Below are 16,051 nucleotides of genomic sequence, written 5' to 3' on the forward strand. Positions count from 1 at the left end.
CCTGGCGGGCGACCGCCCCGCCCGCCCGGCATTGCGCCCCCTGACGCCCGTTGAAGGCCGCGTGCTCGGCGTGCTGGTCGAAAAACAGCACACCGTGCCCGATACCTACCCGCTGTCGCTCAATGCGCTGGCCTCGGGCTGCAACCAGAAGACCGCCCGCGCCCCGGTGATGAACGTCAGCGAGGCCGAGATCCTTGAAGCCATCGATGGCCTCAAGGGCCTGAGCCTGGTCTTTGAAGGCAGCAGCAGCCGCGTGCCGCGCTTCGAGCACAATATGCAGCGCGTGCTGGCCGTGCCCAGCCAGTCCGTCGCACTGCTGGCGATGCTGCTGCTGCGCGGCCCGCAGACCGCGGCGGAGCTGCGCCTGAACACCGCGCGCCTGCACGGCTTTGCCGATATCTCGTCGGTCGAGGCCTTCCTTGACGAACTGTCCAGCCATGCGCCGCCCTTCGTCGTCCGGCTGCCGCGCGCGCCGGGTGCGCGCGAAAACCGCTGGATGCACCTGTTGAGCGGCGAAGTAAGCGCCGCGGCGGACGCCGACGACGCCGAGCGCACCACCGGCGGCGCCACCGCCTCGCCGGGCGAGCTCGAACAGCTGCGTGCCGAGCAGCAGGCCCTGACCGAGAAGGTAGCGAAGCTGCAAAGCCTGGTCGAACACATGGCCGGCCAACTCGGCATCCCCGTCGACGAGTTTCTCGACTGACGCCCCGCTTGCGTCATAGCTGACGGTACCAACCACCCCGCTGCCAGCCAGCACTGGTGGTTGGTGGATATTCCTGGCGGTTAATTGCGCTATTAATTCGCGAAGACGATCCACAGGCTCAGTCCCTAGCGCGACAAACGACTTACCGTCCGACCTGCCCGATGGCCCGGATGTCGCCTATGCTTTGCTCAGGACCGCAGACTGGACAGGGAGACCGGCGCAGCCATGGACAAGACAGCCTTCGTATTTGCGGGCGGCGGCAGCCTGGGTGCGATCCAGGTCGGCATGCTGCGCGAACTGGCGGCATGGGGCGTGATGCCCGATATCGTGATCGGCGCCTCGGCCGGGGCCATCAACGGCGCCTACTTTGCCTGCAATCCGGGCGTGGCCGGCGCCGGCCGGCTTGACGCGCTGTGGCGCGGCATCCGGCGCTCGGACATCCTGCCGTGGAGCTGGCGCAGCGTGTGGAGCATGTTCGGCGGCAACCGAGGCCACCTGGTGGAGGCGGCCGGGCTGCGCGGACTGCTGGCGCAGCACTTCGGCACGCGGCGGCTGGAGGCAGCGGAACTGCAGCTGCACGTGGTGGCCACCGACATGCACAGCGGCGACGAGGTCTTGCTGTCCAGCGGCAGCATTGTCGACGCGGTGCTGGCCAGCGCCGCCATCCCCGGCGTGTTCCCGCCGGTGCAGTTCGAGGGCCGCACGCTGATCGACGGCGGCGTGGCCAACAACACCCCGGTATCCACCGCGATCGCACTCGGTGCCACGCGCGTGATCGTGCTGCCCGCGGGCTTCACCTGTGCCGAGCGCCGCCCGCCGCGCGGCGCGCTGGAGCATGCGTTCAACGCGCTCTCGCTGCTGGTGGCGCGCCAGCTCGTGCACGACCTGCAGCACTTCGCCGACCGCGCGCAGATCAGCGTGGTGCCGCCGCTGTGCCCGCTCGACATCTCGCCCTACGACTACTCCAAATGCGGCGAGCTGATCGACCGCGCCGCGGCCACCACCGCGCAGTGGCTGCAAGGCAAGGGGCTGGACAGCCAGCGCATACCAGGCGCGCTGGCGCCGCATTCGCATGACGAAGCGACGCCCAGCTGCAGCGCCGACATCCCGGCGGCGGCGCCCCACTGAAGCCGCTCAGCGCCGGCTGGGAGTACACGAACGGATTGTGCCGCGCCGCATACTGGCCGCCCTGGTACCGCCCTCGTCGACGCGGATCAAGGCAAGCCCACGCTGCCCGCGCGCCAGGCTGCCCTCTGGCCATTGCTACAATCCGACAGATGTCCACCCAAGCCGAACGCAGCGCCAGCACCCGCCAGTCCCTGATCGACGCCGCCGTGACCTTGCTCGTCGAGCAAGGCTATGCAGCCTTTTCAGAAGCGCGCGTGTGCGAACTGGCCGGCAGCAGCCGCGGCTCGCTGCGGCACCATTTCCCCGAAGGCCGCTATGACCTGCTGCCAGCCATGCTCACCTGGCTGCTGGAGCGCGAGGCGGCGCGCCTGGCCGCGCTGGGGCCGCTCAGCCCTTCGCTGTGCCTGCACCTGATGCTGCATATCCTGGCGACCCGCCCACAGCGGCATACCTCGCTCGCCATACTGGAGGTGTGGATGGCAACGCGTGGCGACGCGCGCCTGGCCACCGCCGTGCGCGCGCCGCTGGAAGCCGTGCCGCGGATGCTGTTCGGCCAGCCGCCGGACGCGCCGCCAGAGCCGGAATGGCTGGCGCTGCGCTGTTTCCTGCACGGCGCCACGCTGCACAGCTTCGCGCCGGACTACGACGGCCAGGGCTTGTCCGAAGCGGTGCGCTGGCTGATCGCGCGCCTGCCGGCCCCGGCGGGCCTGGACGCCTTGCTGGCGCGCATGCACGCAGACTAGTTGTAGAGCGCCGGATCAGGGCAGCCGCGCCAGCAACCGGTCGCCCAGCGTGGGCGGCAGCGCCAGGCGCCCTGCCTTGCCAGGCGCCGCGGCATCGAAGACCACGGCCTGGCCGTCCCAGCTGAGCCGCACCGGCCCGCTGCTGTTGAAGGTGCGCTGGGCCAGCACGCGGTCGCGCTCCACGCCGTAGATGCGCAGCAACACCCGCTCCCGGCCCAGATAGCAGTATTCCGCTGCGTACCGCGCGGCGGCATCCAACGACGGCAGGTGCCGGCAGTTATGCGCGCCGGCGCGCTCCCAGGCGCCGTGGCCATAGGCGATGGCGGTCCAGATACCGCCGAGCGCCAGCAGCCGCCCCGCGGTGACCAGTGCCAGGCGCTGCGCGCGGGCCTTGCGCCCGTCCGGGGTCGCCATCACGTGCGACACCGCGCGATACAGCGCCAGCCCCAGCAGCAGCATGGTCACCGCCGCCAGGTGGAAATAAAACGCCGACTCCGGCATTGACGCCATGATCTGACCCATGCCCGCTCCCGGAAAATATCGTCAAACTAACCGTCCAGCCGAAAATCAGAATCCCGCGTCCGCGCCGTCATATAAAAATGCACCGCATTAATCGGCGCCATTAATTCCAGAATATTGAAAATCGACGCCCTGATATATTCGAGCATAATCAACCGACCGCACCGGGCCAATCCGGTGTATTCCCGCACCGGGGCTGCCGGCGACCGCCGCGGTCTTATTTTTCCGATGGCAGCGCCGCCAGCAGGGCGAGCAGCCGCGCCACCGTCGGCGCCACGATCGCGGCCAGCGCAGCGGCGTGGGCCGCATCGCCGTCGCTGGCGGCATGCTCCAGGCGCTGGGCAAAAGCACGCAAGGCATGGCAGCCGACGTAGTGGGCAGATGCCTTGAGCCGGTGGGCGACGCTGCGCACCGTGTCCAGCGCACCGTCCGCGGCGCGCAACTGCGTCAGGTCGGCCTGCGCCGAGGTGACCAGGGCGTGCACCAGCTCAGCGGCAAAGGCGCGGTTGCCGAAGGTCTGCGCCGCGATGGCTGGCCCGATGCCCGCGGCCTCGCGAGGGGACAGCGCCAGGTAGCGCTGGCGGGCTAGCATGGCGACGATGGCCGCTTCGGTCACCGGTTCGCGCAGGCTGGCGATCACACCTTCGTCCGCGCCGGGCACCTGCACCGCGTCGGCCGGCAGCACCACGGCGCAGACCGGGCCGGTGGCACGCCAGGCGCGCAACAGGCTGTCGGGGATCTCGGTGGCGGCACCGGCAAGCACCAGGCCGATGTCTGCGGCGGCGTCCGGCGCGGGCGTGTCGGTGTGCACATCAAAGCCGAGATCGCGCAGGATCGGGGCAACCCCGGCGACCCAGCGCGTGTCGCCGGGCGTGGCAAGCAGCAACGCGCCGGTCATGCGCGGCTTCTCAATGCGAGTCGAATCACGGGCAGCATGCTAGCCGATCGCAATATGGTGGCGCCGCGCAAAGTCGATGACATCGACAATCGATTTTGCGCCGAGTTTTTCCATGGCCCGGGTCTTGTGCGTGCTGACCGTCTTGTTGGAGATAAACAGGGTTTCGCCGATTTCCTTGTTCGACATGCCCTTGGCAAGCATCTGCATGACCACCAGTTCCTTGTCGGAAAGACTGGCCAGGCGCGCGGCTTCGTCGGCGTGGCCAGCGTTGTTGCCGCGGTCGGTTTCCGGCATCACCGTATAGCCGGCCAGCACGGACTCGGTGCAGCGCACGATCTCGGCAAGTTCCTGGGTCTTGCTGACAAAACCATGCGCACCGGCCTGGCGCGCGCGTGGGGCAAACGTGTTCTGGTCCTGGCCGGAAATGACCAGGATGCGCACGGCGGGATGGCAGGCCCTGAGGCGGGGGATCACGTCCAGCCCGTTGATCTTCGGGATGTCCAGGTCCAGGATCACCACGTCGGGGGTGTACTGCCGCACGATCTCGATGGCGGCCTGGCCATTGTCGGCCTCAAGCACATGGGTGATGCCCAGCACCTGGGAAAAGTGCGTCTTTAGCACCACCCGCATGGGCGGGTGGTCATCGACGATCAGGATTGTGGTCAAAACTTGAACTCCATAGCAGGCACCTTGATGTCCGGGCGCCCGGGCACATCATTTTGCTCAGCATTTGTGCTGGAGGGCACCGGAAATTTCCGAGCGGGGGCCTGCATCTTCCGAAAACCCGGCCGAGGGGTTTTGCAAGCCTGGCGCAATGCGGACCATGGCAGTTGCGCATGCCCAATCATAACGCTGCCGCCACGGCGTGAAGAACGACGTCGCCGGACAATGGCAGGGGGGTATCCGAAGGTTTTCGACCCGCCCGCAGCGATGAGGTTTCACGATGCTGCCGCGTGCGTGCCTGGCTGATGCCGGCGTGCCGGCCCGCGAGAAGCTGCTCGGCATTGTCTTCGATATGTGACGTGACAGGCGTCAACAGCGCGTGATCCGGAAATTTCACCCCCAATCTCAGATTCGTCCTAATGAGATATCGAGGCTGAGCCCATAGAGTGAAAACTATCCAGCGACCGCTGCGCCAACCGCGCAGCGGTCGCTGCCACGTTTCACTGAAATTTGCCGCCCCGCTTGTCCATTCGTCCGCCCATCCATAGCGAATCGCCATCGGCCACCGCTTGCCCGCACCGCTTCACGCGCGCCTGGCGGCTGGCAAGTGCCGCCTTGCTGCTCGTCAGCGTATTGGTCTGCGCCGGTACCCAGCGGACGGCAGAACCCGAGCCAGCGCCCGCCGCGGCGCCTTCCCTGGCCGGCATGCCAGTCGCCTTGCCCGAGGCACCTGCCCTGCGGCCAGCACCGCCACCGCAAGCAAGGCCACAGGCGCACTGGCGGGTGCTGGGGTGGACGACCGGGCTGCTCTGCCTGCTGACGCCATGCCTGCTGGCATGGATCTTCATGCTGTACCGCGAGGTGCGCCGGCGCCGGGCCGCCGAGATTGCGCTGAAGGACAATATCGCGATCCAGTCGGCGCTGCTCGATGGCATTCCCCAGCCTGTCTACCTGCGCGATGCCTCGTTGCGGCTCATCACCTGCAACCGCAGCTATGAAGAACTGGTCGGCGCCACGCGCGACACCTTGCGCGGGCAGCCGCTGGACACGTCGATCCGGGTGCGTCCCATCGCCATCGACATGGCCGAGCTGGCTCGCGACTACCGCAAGGTGATCGAAGACGGCACCCCACTGCACAAGGACCGCTGCCTGCGCCTGGGCGGGCGCACCCACCACGTGCTGAACTGGCTGACACCGCTGCGCGGCGCCGATGGCACCATCAAGGGCCTGGCCGGCGGCTGCGTCGACCTGACCGAACGCCACGACATGCTGGCCGAGCTGGCGCAGGCCAAGACAGAAGCCGAGGCCGCCAACCGCGCCAAGTCCACCTTCCTGGCCTCGGTCAGCCATGAGATCCGCACCCCGATGAACGCCATCACCGGCATGCTGGAGCTGACCCTGGCGCGCTGCCAGCTGGCCGAACAGGAACGCCTGCAGCTGGTCACCGCGCACAAGTCGGCACTGGGCCTGCTGGCGCTGATCGACGACATCCTGGACCTGTCCAAGATGGAGGCCGGCAAGTTCAGCATCCACCCGGCACCCGCTTCGCTGCCCGGCCTGGTCAGGGACACGCTGCTGATCTTCGGGCCGGTGGCCGCGCAGAAGGGCTTGCCGCTGACCAGCGGCATCGGCGCCGCCGTCGCGCCGCTGCACCAGGTCGATGCGCTGCGTTTCCGTCAGATCCTGGCCAACCTGGTGTCCAACGCGGTGCGCTTCACCGACAGCGGCACGATCCATGTCAGGCTTGACGCGCTGGCGCCTCTCGACGGCGTGCAGCAGGTCATGCTGACCGTCTCCGACACCGGCATCGGCATTCCCGCCGGCGCCCAGGCGCGGATGTTTGAACCCTTCGAACAGCTGCATGACCGCACCCGCCCCCATGCCGGCGGCACCGGGCTGGGGCTCGCAATCTGCCAGCGCCTGGCCAGCGCGATGGGAGGCCAGATCTCGCTGTCCAGCCAGCCGGGCCAGGGCACGCGCGTCATGGTGACGCTGCCGCTGACGCTTGCCGTCGCCACGGAACTGCCCGAGCCGGTGCCGCCGCCCGTGGCGGGCTGCGCACGGCGCCGGGTCAGCGTCCTGGTGATCGACGACCACGCGCCCAACCGGCTGCTGCTGCAGCGCCAGCTGGAACACCTGGGCCACCGCGTGAGCACCGCCTGTGACGGCCGCGAAGGGCTGGCCATGCTGGACCGGGCCAGCTTCGACGTGATCTTGTGCGACTGCGCCATGCCGGTCATGGACGGCATGGCATTCGCACGGGCGGTACGCGCACGCCAGGATGCGCACGGCAGCGTGCCGGTGATCGGCTGCACGGCAAGCGCCGTCGCGGTGGACCATGCCGCGGCGCTGGCGGCGGGCATGAATGCCGTGATCGTCAAGCCGGTTGGCCTGCAGGCGCTGGATGCGGCGGTGGCAAAAGCCTGCGCCAGTGGCCACCGGGTGCGCGAGATAGCCGTGCCAGTGCGGGTCAGCGCGCCCGACAGCAAGGCCGGCACGCATGACGAGGCCGCCCACTGCGGCGTCAAGCCCGGCTCGCGGCCGTCATGGTGTGCGGTGTGCCGGGCAATGAACGTGCAGTGCGACCGCCTCGACCAGCCGGAAGACTAAGCCCGCTCAGGCCTCCAGCGGCACCGCGCTGGTGCACTTGATCTCGTCCAGGCACACGCTGGACTTCACGCCGCTGACACCCGGGATACGCATCAGCGTATCGAGCAGGAAGTCAGACAGCGACTTCAGGTCCTTGGCGACCACCTTGAGCACGTAGTCGATATCCCCGGTCACCGAGAAGCATTCCTGGATCTGTGCCAGCTCAGCCACCAGGCGCTTGAAGTTGGACAGGTCGCGGATATGCCCGCGCTCCATCGTCACATGGATAAAGGCCACCACGCCAAAGCCCAGCGCCGCCGCGTCCAGCCGCGCCTCATAGCGTTTGACCAGCCCGGCCTCTTCCAGGCGGCGGTGGCGCCGCAAAGTCTGCGCCGGCGACAGCGCGATGGCCTCTGCCAGTTCCAGGTTGGAGGCCCGCCCCTGCTCCTGCAACACCCCCAGCAAGCGGCGATCGGTACGGTCCAGCTCGATCGATTGCACTTTGATTTCCTCACATCAGAGATTCACGCAATCAGATTTCATAATCTAGGGTTTCCCTGCCTGTTTTACGAAATCCAATTTTGCCGTCCGGAATATACACTGCATCCCAAGCAAGCGCACTACAGGCCTGTCCTGCAACAGGTTTCCGCCGAGCCGACTGACACCGGCGCGACCTCGTTGCCAAGTGCCGCCGCCACAATATTATTTCCCGCCCCTTTAGTGAGAAAGCCATGGCCGACCTGTTTGACAACCCGATGCAGCTGATGGGCTTCGAATTCGTGGAATTCGCCTCGCCCACCCCCAACGTGCTTGAGCCGCTGTTCGAGCAGATGGGCTTCACGCTGGTGGCAAAGCACCGCTCCAAGGACGTGGTGCTGTACCGTCAGGGCGAAGTGAACTTCATCGTCAACCGCGAGCCGCACAGCCACGCCGCCTACTTTGCCGCCGAGCACGGCCCGAGCGCCTGCGGCATGGCTTTCCGCGTCAAGGATTCGCACAAGGCCTACGCCCGCGCGCTGGAACTGGGCGCGCAGCCGGTCGAGATCCCGACCGGCCCGATGGAGCTGCGCCTGCCCGCGATCAAGGGCATCGGCGGCGCGCCGCTGTACCTGATCGACCGCTTCGAGGAAGGCAAGTCGATCTATGACATCGACTTCGAGTTCATCGAAGGCGTCGACCGCCACCCGGTCGGCCACGGCCTCAAGCTGATCGACCACCTGACCCACAACGTCTACCGTGGCCGCATGGCTTACTGGGCCAACTTCTATGAAAAGCTGTTCAACTTCCGCGAAATCCGCTACTTCGACATCCAGGGCGAATACACCGGCCTGACCTCCAAGGCCATGACCGCGCCGGATGGTAAAATCCGCATCCCGCTGAACGAGGAATCGTCCAAGGGCGCCGGCCAGATCGAAGAGTTCCTGATGGCCTTCAACGGCGAGGGCATCCAGCACATCGCCTTCCTGACCGACAACCTGATCGAGGTCATCGACCGCCTGCAACTGGCAGGCGTGCCGCTGATGACCGCGCCGAACGACTACTACTACGAAGCACTGGACACGCGCCTGCCCGGCCACGGCCAGCCTGTGGAGCAACTGAAGTCGCGCGGCATCCTGCTGGACGGCACCACCGAAGGCGGCAAGCCCCGCCTGCTGCTGCAGATCTTCTCCAGGACCGCGCTCGGCCCGGTGTTCTTCGAGTTCATCCAGCGCCGCGGCGACGAAGGCTTTGGCGAAGGCAACTTCAAGGCCCTGTTCGAGTCGCTGGAACGCGACCAGATCGAACGCGGCACGCTCAAGGTCGAGGCCTGACCGGCATCGGCTTTCCCTGACCGGCAGCCCTTGACGGGCACAGCCGGGTCCGGAAACGCGCACACCACCTTCGCGGCAGTCACCCTGCCGCGCAGGTGGTGACGTCCCCCAGGCCCAAGCGTTCGACTCGATACAAGCCAGAAACGCGGGCCCGCATTCCATGAGAATGGGTAGAGGAAACAACTGAATGCATGCAAGCAGCAATGACGGCACGCTCAAGCGCGGCCTGAAGAACCGGCATATCCAGCTGATCGCGCTGGGTGGCGCCATCGGCACCGGCCTTTTCCTGGGCATCGCCCAGACCATCAAGATGGCGGGGCCCTCGGTCCTGCTGGGCTACGCGATCGCCGGCATCGTGGCGTTCTTCATCATGCGCCAGCTGGGCGAGATGGTGGTGGACGAGCCCGTCGCCGGCTCGTTCAGCTACTTCGCCGACAAATACTGCGGCCACTTCGCCGGCTTCCTGTCGGGCTGGAACTACTGGGTGCTGTACATCCTGGTGAGCATGGCCGAGCTTTCGGCCGTTGGCATCTACGTGCAGTACTGGTGGCCCGAGATCCCGACCTGGGTCTCGGCGCTGGCCTTCTTCGTGATCATCAACCTGATCAACCTGTCGAGCGTGAAGTCCTTCGGCGAGATGGAGTTCTGGTTCTCGATCATCAAGGTCGCGGCCATCATCGGCATGATCGGCTTCGGCGGCTACCTGCTGCTGTCCGGCAACGCCGGCCCGCAAGCGAGCGTGGCCAACCTGTGGCAGCACGGCGGCTTCTTCCCCAACGGCATGGGCGGCCTGGTGATGGCCATGGCCGTGATCATGTTCTCGTTCGGCGGGCTGGAGCTGGTGGGCATCACCGCGGCCGAGGCGGATTCTCCCGAGAAGACCATCCCCAAGGCCACCAACCAGGTGATCTACCGCATCCTGATCTTCTACGTGGGCGCGCTGGCGGTGCTGCTGTCGCTGTACCCGTGGGAGAACGTGGTCACCGGCGGCAGCCCGTTCGTGCTGATCTTCCACGCGCTGAACAGCAACTGGGTGGCGAACGTGCTGAACGTGGTGGTGCTGACCGCGGCGCTGTCGGTCTACAACAGCGGCGTGTACTGCAACAGCCGCATGCTGTACGGCCTGGCCCAGCAAGGCAACGCTCCCAAGGCGCTGCTCAAGGTCAACCAGCGCGGCATTCCGCTGACGGCACTGGCGTTCTCGGCCGTGGCCACCGCGGCCTGCGTGGTGATCAACTACTTCATGCCCGGCAAGGCCTTTGAGATGCTGATGGGCCTGGTGGTGTCCGCGCTCATCATCAACTGGGCAATGATCAGCCTGATCCACCTGAAGTTCCGCGCCGACAAGCGCCGCGCCGGCCAGGCCACGAAGTTCCAGAGCTGGGGCTATCCGCTCACCAACTACCTGTGCCTGGTGTTCCTGGCCGGCATCCTGGTGGTGATGTACCTGACGCCTGGCCTGCGCCTCTCGGTCTACCTGATCCCGGTGTGGCTGGTGGTGCTCGGCGTGAGCTACCTGGTGCGCCAGAAGAACGCGGCCGCCGCGCTGCAAAGCGGCATCGCCGCCCAGCAACTGCGCTGAAGCGGCAAGGCGGCGCCTGCAGGCTGCGGGCGCCGCCGGTTAGAATCCAGTCTGCGCGACGCCCCCTGCGCCGCGGCAGCTGCCCCCCGACCCAATTCCATCGCATCCCATGTTTGCACACATCGAGGCATTTCCCGGCGATCCGATCCTCTCGCTCAACGAGGACTTCCAGCGCGACCCGCGTACCGACAAGGTCAACCTGAGCATCGGCATCTACTTTGACGACGAGGGCCGCCTGCCGGTGATGCAGGCCGTGGCCAAGGCCGAAGCCGCGCTGCTGGCCGACATGGGCCCGCGCCCCTACCTGCCGATGTCGGGCCTGGTGGCCTACCGCAACGCGGTGCAGGCGCTGGTCTTCGGCGAAGACTCGCCGGCGCGCGCCGCCGGCCGCATCGCCACGCTGCAGACGCTGGGCGGCTCGGGCGCGCTGCGCGTGGGCGCCGATTTCCTCAAGCGCTACTACCCGCAGGCGCAGGTGTGGATCAGCGATCCCAGCTGGGAAAACCACCGCGTGGTGTTCGAGCGCGCCGGCTTCACCGTCAATACCTACCCGTACTATGACGACGCCACCGGCGGCCTGAAGTTCGACGCAATGATGGACGCGCTGCGTACCATCCCCGCGGGCAGCATCGTGCTGCTGCACGCCTGCTGCCACAACCCGACCGGCGTGGACCTGAACCAGGACCAGTGGCGCCAGCTGATCGCGCTGCTCAAGGCCAACCAGCTGCTGCCGTTCGTCGACATGGCCTACCAGGGCTTCGGCGCCGGCCTGGACGACGACGCCTTCGCCATCCGCGAGCTGGTGGCGCAGGACGTGCCCTGCCTGGTGGCCAACTCGTTCTCGAAGAACTTCTCGCTGTACGGCGAGCGCTGCGGCGGCCTGAGCGTGTTCTGCAACACCGCCGGCGAAGCCGCCAACGTGCTGGGCCAGCTGACCGGCGCGGTGCGCGCCAACTACAGCAACCCGCCCACGCACGGCGCGCGCGTGGTGTCCAAGGTGCTGACCACGCCCGAGCTGCGCCAGCTGTGGGAAGAAGAACTGGCCCAGATGTGCGGCCGCATCGCGCGCATGCGCGAGGCGATCCACCACAACCTGCGCGACCATGTCAGCGGCGAGGCCCTGTCGCGCTACCTGACCCAGCGCGGCATGTTCACCTACACCGGCCTCACCGCCGACCAGGCCGAGCGCCTGCGCGAGCAGCATGGCGTGTACCTGCTGCGCTCGGGCCGCATGTGCGTGGCCGGGCTGAACGAGCGCAATGTGGGGATCGTGGCCAAGGCTATCGGGAGTGTGCTGAAGGGCTGAACCTGACGGCAGACGGCATCACCAGGCGGCGCCTTCGGGCGCCGTTTTTTATTTTGCGGCGCATGGGACGCGCCAGCGCAATTTCTACAAACGCCGTGGAGTTTTGACTTTCCAGCCATGGCTTCCCCTGGCTTTCCTCAGGCCCATCGCCACGGCCATCCCCGGCACTGAACTTGCAGCCTTCCTGCATCCCAGGCACCGTCCCCAACCGTGCCAGAGTTCCCACAGAAGGCCCGCAAATGTCCGAAGACAAGGCCCCCGCCCAGTGCAGCACCGCCCTGCCCCCCGGCGCCGCCGCCCGCCCTGTCACGCTGCACATCAACGGCAAGCCCTGCACGCTGCAGCTGGAGCCCCGCTGCACGCTGCTTGACGCGCTGCGCGAAGTGATCCACCTGACCGGCACCAAGAAGGGCTGCGACCGCGGCCAGTGCGGCGCCTGCACGGTGCTGGTCGACGGGCGGCGCATCAACGCCTGCCTGACGCTGGCGGTGATGCAGGAAGGCCGCCAGATCACCACCATCGAAGGCCTTGCCAGCGGCGACACGCTGCATCCGATGCAGGCCGCCTTCATCGCGCACGACGCGCTGCAGTGCGGCTTCTGCACGCCGGGCCAGATCTGCTCGGCGGTGGGCATGCTGGCCGAGGCGCAGGCCGGTGAGGCAAGTTCGGTCCACCCGCTGCGCCCGGCAGCCCTGCCGCTCAGCGACGATGAGATCCGCGAGCGCATGAGCGGCAACCTGTGCCGCTGCGGCGCCTACCCCAATATCGTTGCCGCGGTCCGCGAGGTCTGCAGCCAGCACGGCAGCCGCTGAGGGCCGGGCATGAATCCTTTTTCCTATGAACGGCCCGAGTCCGTCGACGACGCCATGCGCCTGGGCAGCCAGCCGGGCGCGCGCTATGTCGCCGGTGGCACCAACCTGCTCGACCTGGTCAAGGCCGGCGTGGAAACGCCACGGCTACTGGTAGACGTCAGCCGGCTGCCGCTGGCCCAGGTGGCAGCGCTGCCCGACTGCGGCCTGCGCATCGGCGCGATGGCCAGCAACACCGATGCGGCCAACCACCCGCTGGTGCGCGAACGCTATCCGCTGCTGGCGCAGGCGCTGCTGGCGGGCGCCAGCGGGCAACTGCGCAATATGGCCACGATGGGCGGCAACCTGCTGCAGCGCACGCGTTGCCACTACTTCTACGATCCCGGCTTCCCCGCCTGCAACAAGCGCAAGCCCGGCTCCGGCTGCGGCGCGCGCGATGGCATCAACCGCATCCACGCCATCCTGGGCGCGAGCGAGCAATGCATCGCCGTGCATCCGTCCGATATGTGCGTGGCACTGGCCGCGCTGGAAGCCGTGGTCGTGGTACGCGCCACCACCGGCGAGCGCCGCATCCCCATCGGCGACTTCCACCGGCTGCCTGGCGACATGCCGCAGTGCGACACCATGCTGGCGCCGGGCGAGCTGATCGTCGCCATCGACCTGCCGCCTTCGCCCTATGCCGCCCATGCCCACTACCTGAAGGTGCGCGACCGCGCCAGCTTTGCCTTTGCGCTGGTCTCGGTGGCCGCGGCGCTGGAAATCGACAGCAACACCGTGCGCAGCGCCCGGCTGGCGCTGGGCGGCGTGGCGCACAAGCCCTGGCGCGTCCCGGCGGCGGAGCAGGCCCTGGCGGGCCGCCCGCTGAGCGCGCACAGCGCCGCCGAAGCCGCGCGGCTGCTGCTCGATGGCGCGCATCCCTATGCCCACAACGCTTTCAAGGTGGGACTGGCGCAACGTGCCGTGCTGCGCGCGCTGCAGGTCGCCAGCCGGCCGCAAGGAGCCTCGGCATGAGCGTGACCGGCGCCCCCCTCGACCGCGTCGATGGCATCCCAAAGGTCACCGGCCGCGCCCGCTATACCGCCGACCATCCGCTGCAAGGCCTGGCCCATGCGGTGATGGTGACCAGCACCATCCCCTGCGGCGAGATCACGGCGATGGACACCGCCGCCTGTGAGCGCATGCCGGGCGTGCGGCTGGTGATGACCCCCTTCAATGCACCGCACCTGCCCAAGGGCGGCAAGGCCGCCGCGGACATTGCCACGGCCGGGCACGTCATGAACCTGCTGCAGGACACCGCCATCCACTACAACAACCAGCCCGTCGCCGTGATCGTGGCCGACACCCTGGAGCAAGCGCGCGACACCGCCCGCTGCCTGCCGGTGCAATACCGGCGCGCCGATGCCGTGCTGGACTTTGCGCAGGCCCGCGCGCAGGGATGCAAAGCCGACGAGGACGGATCGGCCGACAGCCGCCGCGGCGATATTGACGCCGGCCTGCGCAGCGCCGCCGCGGTGGTCGACGCGGTCTACACCACGCCGATGGAAAACCATAACCCGATGGAGCCGCACGCCACCATCGCCGCCTGGGACGGCGGCGAGTTGACGCTGTACGACGCGACGCAATACGTCACCGGCGTGCGCAAGGTCGCATCGGCCACGTTCGGCATTCCCATGGAGAAAGTTCGCGTGATCTGCCCATACGTGGGCGGCGGTTTCGGCGGCAAGGGCTCGGTTTGGTCGCACGTGATGCTGGCCGCGATGGCGGCGCGGCAGGCGGGCTGCCCGGTGAAGCTGGTCGTGGACCGGACGCAGATGTTCGGCACCGTGGGCACGCGGCCCCTGACCGAGCAGCACCTGGTCGCTGCCGCGGCACAGGACGGCGCGCTGAGCGCGATCCGCCACGACGTGGCCACCTGCACCTCGATGATCGAAGACTGGCTTGAATCCGCGGCGCTGATCACGCGCAGGCTCTATGCCTGCCCCAACCAGCAGACCAGCCAGCGGCTGGTCAGGCTGAACATCGGCACCCCCACTTTCATGCGGGCGCCGGGCGAAGCCACTGGCAGCTTTGCGCTGGAATGCGCGCTGGACGAGCTGGCGGAACAGCTCGGCATCGACCCGGTCGCGCTGCGCCTGCGCAACCACGCCGATATCGACCCTGAGACGCACCTGCCGTTCTCCAGCAAATCGCTGCGTGAATGTTATCGAGAGGCCGCCGAGCGCTTCGACTGGGCGCGCCGCAACCCCGAGCCGCGTTCGATGCACGCCGACGGCAAGCTGGTGGGCCAGGGCATGGCCACCGCGACCTATCCCACCTACCGTTCGGGCGCCAGCGCCATGGTACGCCTGCTGCCGGACGGCACCGCGCTGGTACGCTCCGGCTCGCAAGACCTCGGCACGGGCACCTATACGGTCATGACGCAGGTCGCCGCCGACGCACTGGGGCTGCCGCCCGGGCGCGTGCGCTTTGAACTGGGCGACACGGCCTTCCCCGAGGCCCCGGTGTCGGGGGGCTCGCAGTCGGTCGCCAGCGTCGCGCCTGCCGTGCAGCAAGCCGCCGCGGCCGCGCGCCGGCAACTGATCCGGCAAGCCGTGGCGGACCCGGCTTCGCCGTTGTCGGGCGTGCCGGCGAAAGACGTGGAGATCAGCGACGGCTGGCTGCAACGCCGCTCCGATCCGACGCAGCGCGAACCCGTGTCCGCGCCGATCACCCGCGCAGGTGGCCACGCGATTGAAGCGCGGGCCAGCGCCAGGCCCGGCAAGGAGCGGAAGCAATACGCAATGCACGCGTTTGGCGCGGTCTTTGCAGAGGTCCACGTCGATCCCGACCTGGGCGAGATCCGCGTCCACCGCATCGTCGCCAGCTATGGCGTGGGCCGGCTGCTGAACCGCAAGACCGCGCACAGCCAGCTCAAGGGCGGCATTATCTGGGGCATCGGCATGGCGCTGCATGAGAAAACCGAGCTGGATCCCGTCACCGGGCGCGTTGCCAATGCCAACCTGGCCGAGTACCACGTGCCGGTCAATGCCGACGTCGGCACCATCGACGTGACGGTGGTGGACGAGGACGATCCGCATATCAACGCGCTGGGCACCAAGGGCATCGGCGAGATCGGCATCGTCGGCGTGGCCGCGGCCATCGCCAATGCCGTATACCATGCCACCGGCCGGCGCGTACGGGACCTGCCGATTACGCTGGACAAGCTGCTGAACTGAGGCCCGCCCAGGCCCAGGGTGGTTGCGCTGGCCGCCATCCAATGGAAAGATGTCGCCCACGGGCTTCGTGCCCGCAACCTGACTG

General features: G+C 67.8%; 16 protein-coding genes. 10 read left to right on the plus strand and 6 right to left on the minus strand.

What is annotated here, in order from left to right:
* Position 1: 1 nt before the first annotated feature.
* The 3 genes from AC3WON_RS26295 (at position 2) to AC3WON_RS26305 (ending at position 2,574) form a co-directional block, all read left to right on the plus strand.
* Positions 2-703: a YceH family protein gene (locus AC3WON_RS26295; RefSeq protein WP_492353054.1), complete on the plus strand. Its 702-nt coding sequence runs from the start codon at positions 2-4 to the stop codon at positions 701-703.
* 225 nt (positions 704-928) lie between these two features.
* Positions 929-1,831, plus strand: a complete 903-nt coding sequence (locus AC3WON_RS26300; protein ID WP_492318570.1) for a patatin-like phospholipase family protein — start codon at positions 929-931, stop codon at positions 1,829-1,831.
* 149 nt (positions 1,832-1,980) lie between these two features.
* Complete coding sequence (locus AC3WON_RS26305; RefSeq protein ID WP_492318571.1) at positions 1,981-2,574, plus strand: TetR/AcrR family transcriptional regulator; 594 nt, start codon at positions 1,981-1,983, stop codon at positions 2,572-2,574.
* Positions 2,575-2,589: 15 nt separating this feature from the next.
* On the opposite strand, the gene AC3WON_RS26310 is transcribed toward AC3WON_RS26305, so the two are convergent.
* From AC3WON_RS26310 to AC3WON_RS26330, 5 genes are all read right to left on the minus strand, one after another.
* A complete protein-coding gene (locus AC3WON_RS26310) occupies positions 2,590-3,096 on the minus strand; it encodes a hypothetical protein (RefSeq protein WP_010812432.1) in 507 nt (168 codons plus the stop codon).
* A gap of 214 nt (positions 3,097-3,310) precedes the next feature.
* The gene (locus AC3WON_RS26315; protein ID WP_492353055.1) at positions 3,311-3,991 is read right to left on the minus strand and encodes an Hpt domain-containing protein; all 681 of its coding nucleotides are present in this window, start codon (positions 3,989-3,991) and stop codon (positions 3,311-3,313) included.
* 39 nt (positions 3,992-4,030) lie between these two features.
* Positions 4,031-4,657, minus strand: coding sequence for a response regulator (locus tag AC3WON_RS26320; protein ID WP_492318573.1), 627 nt, complete (start codon positions 4,655-4,657; stop codon positions 4,031-4,033).
* 178 nt (positions 4,658-4,835) lie between these two features.
* Complete coding sequence (locus tag AC3WON_RS26325; RefSeq protein ID WP_492318574.1) at positions 4,836-5,051, minus strand: hypothetical protein; 216 nt, start codon at positions 5,049-5,051, stop codon at positions 4,836-4,838.
* A 103-nt stretch (positions 5,052-5,154) separates the two neighbouring features.
* Positions 5,155-5,361: a hypothetical protein gene (locus AC3WON_RS26330; RefSeq protein ID WP_492318575.1), complete on the minus strand. Its 207-nt coding sequence runs from the start codon at positions 5,359-5,361 to the stop codon at positions 5,155-5,157.
* Between the two features lie 76 nt (positions 5,362-5,437).
* Between AC3WON_RS26330 and AC3WON_RS26335 the strand changes: the two genes are divergently transcribed.
* Positions 5,438-7,264, plus strand: a complete 1,827-nt coding sequence (locus AC3WON_RS26335; RefSeq protein WP_492353056.1) for a PAS domain-containing sensor histidine kinase — start codon at positions 5,438-5,440, stop codon at positions 7,262-7,264.
* Between the two features lie 6 nt (positions 7,265-7,270).
* Here the strand turns inward: AC3WON_RS26335 and AC3WON_RS26340 are convergent, their stop codons facing one another.
* Positions 7,271-7,744, minus strand: a complete 474-nt coding sequence (locus AC3WON_RS26340) for an Lrp/AsnC family transcriptional regulator (protein ID WP_010812428.1) — start codon at positions 7,742-7,744, stop codon at positions 7,271-7,273.
* A 230-nt stretch (positions 7,745-7,974) separates the two neighbouring features.
* Between AC3WON_RS26340 and hppD the strand changes: the two genes are divergently transcribed.
* From hppD to AC3WON_RS26370, 6 genes are all read left to right on the plus strand, one after another.
* Entirely contained in the window at positions 7,975-9,054 is a 1,080-nt protein-coding gene (gene hppD / locus AC3WON_RS26345; protein WP_492353057.1) for a 4-hydroxyphenylpyruvate dioxygenase, read from the plus strand.
* Between the two features lie 187 nt (positions 9,055-9,241).
* Complete coding sequence (locus AC3WON_RS26350) at positions 9,242-10,636, plus strand: amino acid permease (RefSeq protein WP_010812426.1); 1,395 nt, start codon at positions 9,242-9,244, stop codon at positions 10,634-10,636.
* Between the two features lie 109 nt (positions 10,637-10,745).
* Complete coding sequence (locus AC3WON_RS26355) at positions 10,746-11,942, plus strand: amino acid aminotransferase (protein ID WP_492353058.1); 1,197 nt, start codon at positions 10,746-10,748, stop codon at positions 11,940-11,942.
* A 239-nt stretch (positions 11,943-12,181) separates the two neighbouring features.
* Positions 12,182-12,754: a 2Fe-2S iron-sulfur cluster-binding protein gene (locus AC3WON_RS26360; protein WP_492353059.1), complete on the plus strand. Its 573-nt coding sequence runs from the start codon at positions 12,182-12,184 to the stop codon at positions 12,752-12,754.
* A gap of 9 nt (positions 12,755-12,763) precedes the next feature.
* Entirely contained in the window at positions 12,764-13,762 is a 999-nt protein-coding gene (locus AC3WON_RS26365) for an FAD binding domain-containing protein (RefSeq protein ID WP_492353060.1), read from the plus strand.
* Positions 13,759-15,966, plus strand: coding sequence for a xanthine dehydrogenase family protein molybdopterin-binding subunit (locus AC3WON_RS26370; protein ID WP_492353061.1), 2,208 nt, complete (start codon positions 13,759-13,761; stop codon positions 15,964-15,966). The genes AC3WON_RS26365 and AC3WON_RS26370 overlap by 4 nt, the downstream gene beginning before the upstream one ends.
* Positions 15,967-16,051: the final 85 nt, after the last annotated feature.

This window comes from Cupriavidus sp. FW305-46, assembly GCF_058787075.1.

Excerpts from the sequence above, each read along its gene's own strand:
- AC3WON_RS26360 (WP_492353059.1), top strand. The coding sequence starts at position 12,182 with ATGTCCGAAGACAAGGCCCCCGCCCAGTGCAGCACCGCCCTGCCCCCC.
- AC3WON_RS26315 (WP_492353055.1), bottom strand. The coding sequence starts at position 3,991 with ATGACCGGCGCGTTGCTGCTTGCCACGCCCGGCGACACGCGCTGGGTC.
- AC3WON_RS26355 (WP_492353058.1), top strand. The coding sequence starts at position 10,746 with ATGTTTGCACACATCGAGGCATTTCCCGGCGATCCGATCCTCTCGCTC.
- AC3WON_RS26350 (WP_010812426.1), top strand. The coding sequence starts at position 9,242 with ATGCATGCAAGCAGCAATGACGGCACGCTCAAGCGCGGCCTGAAGAAC.
- AC3WON_RS26330 (WP_492318575.1), bottom strand. The coding sequence starts at position 5,361 with ATGCCGGCCAGGGAAGGCGCCGCGGCGGGCGCTGGCTCGGGTTCTGCC.
- AC3WON_RS26300 (WP_492318570.1), top strand. The coding sequence starts at position 929 with ATGGACAAGACAGCCTTCGTATTTGCGGGCGGCGGCAGCCTGGGTGCG.
- AC3WON_RS26370 (WP_492353061.1), top strand. The coding sequence starts at position 13,759 with ATGAGCGTGACCGGCGCCCCCCTCGACCGCGTCGATGGCATCCCAAAG.
- AC3WON_RS26310 (WP_010812432.1), bottom strand. The coding sequence starts at position 3,096 with ATGGGTCAGATCATGGCGTCAATGCCGGAGTCGGCGTTTTATTTCCAC.
- hppD (WP_492353057.1), top strand. The coding sequence starts at position 7,975 with ATGGCCGACCTGTTTGACAACCCGATGCAGCTGATGGGCTTCGAATTC.
- AC3WON_RS26365 (WP_492353060.1), top strand. The coding sequence starts at position 12,764 with ATGAATCCTTTTTCCTATGAACGGCCCGAGTCCGTCGACGACGCCATG.
- AC3WON_RS26305 (WP_492318571.1), top strand. The coding sequence starts at position 1,981 with ATGTCCACCCAAGCCGAACGCAGCGCCAGCACCCGCCAGTCCCTGATC.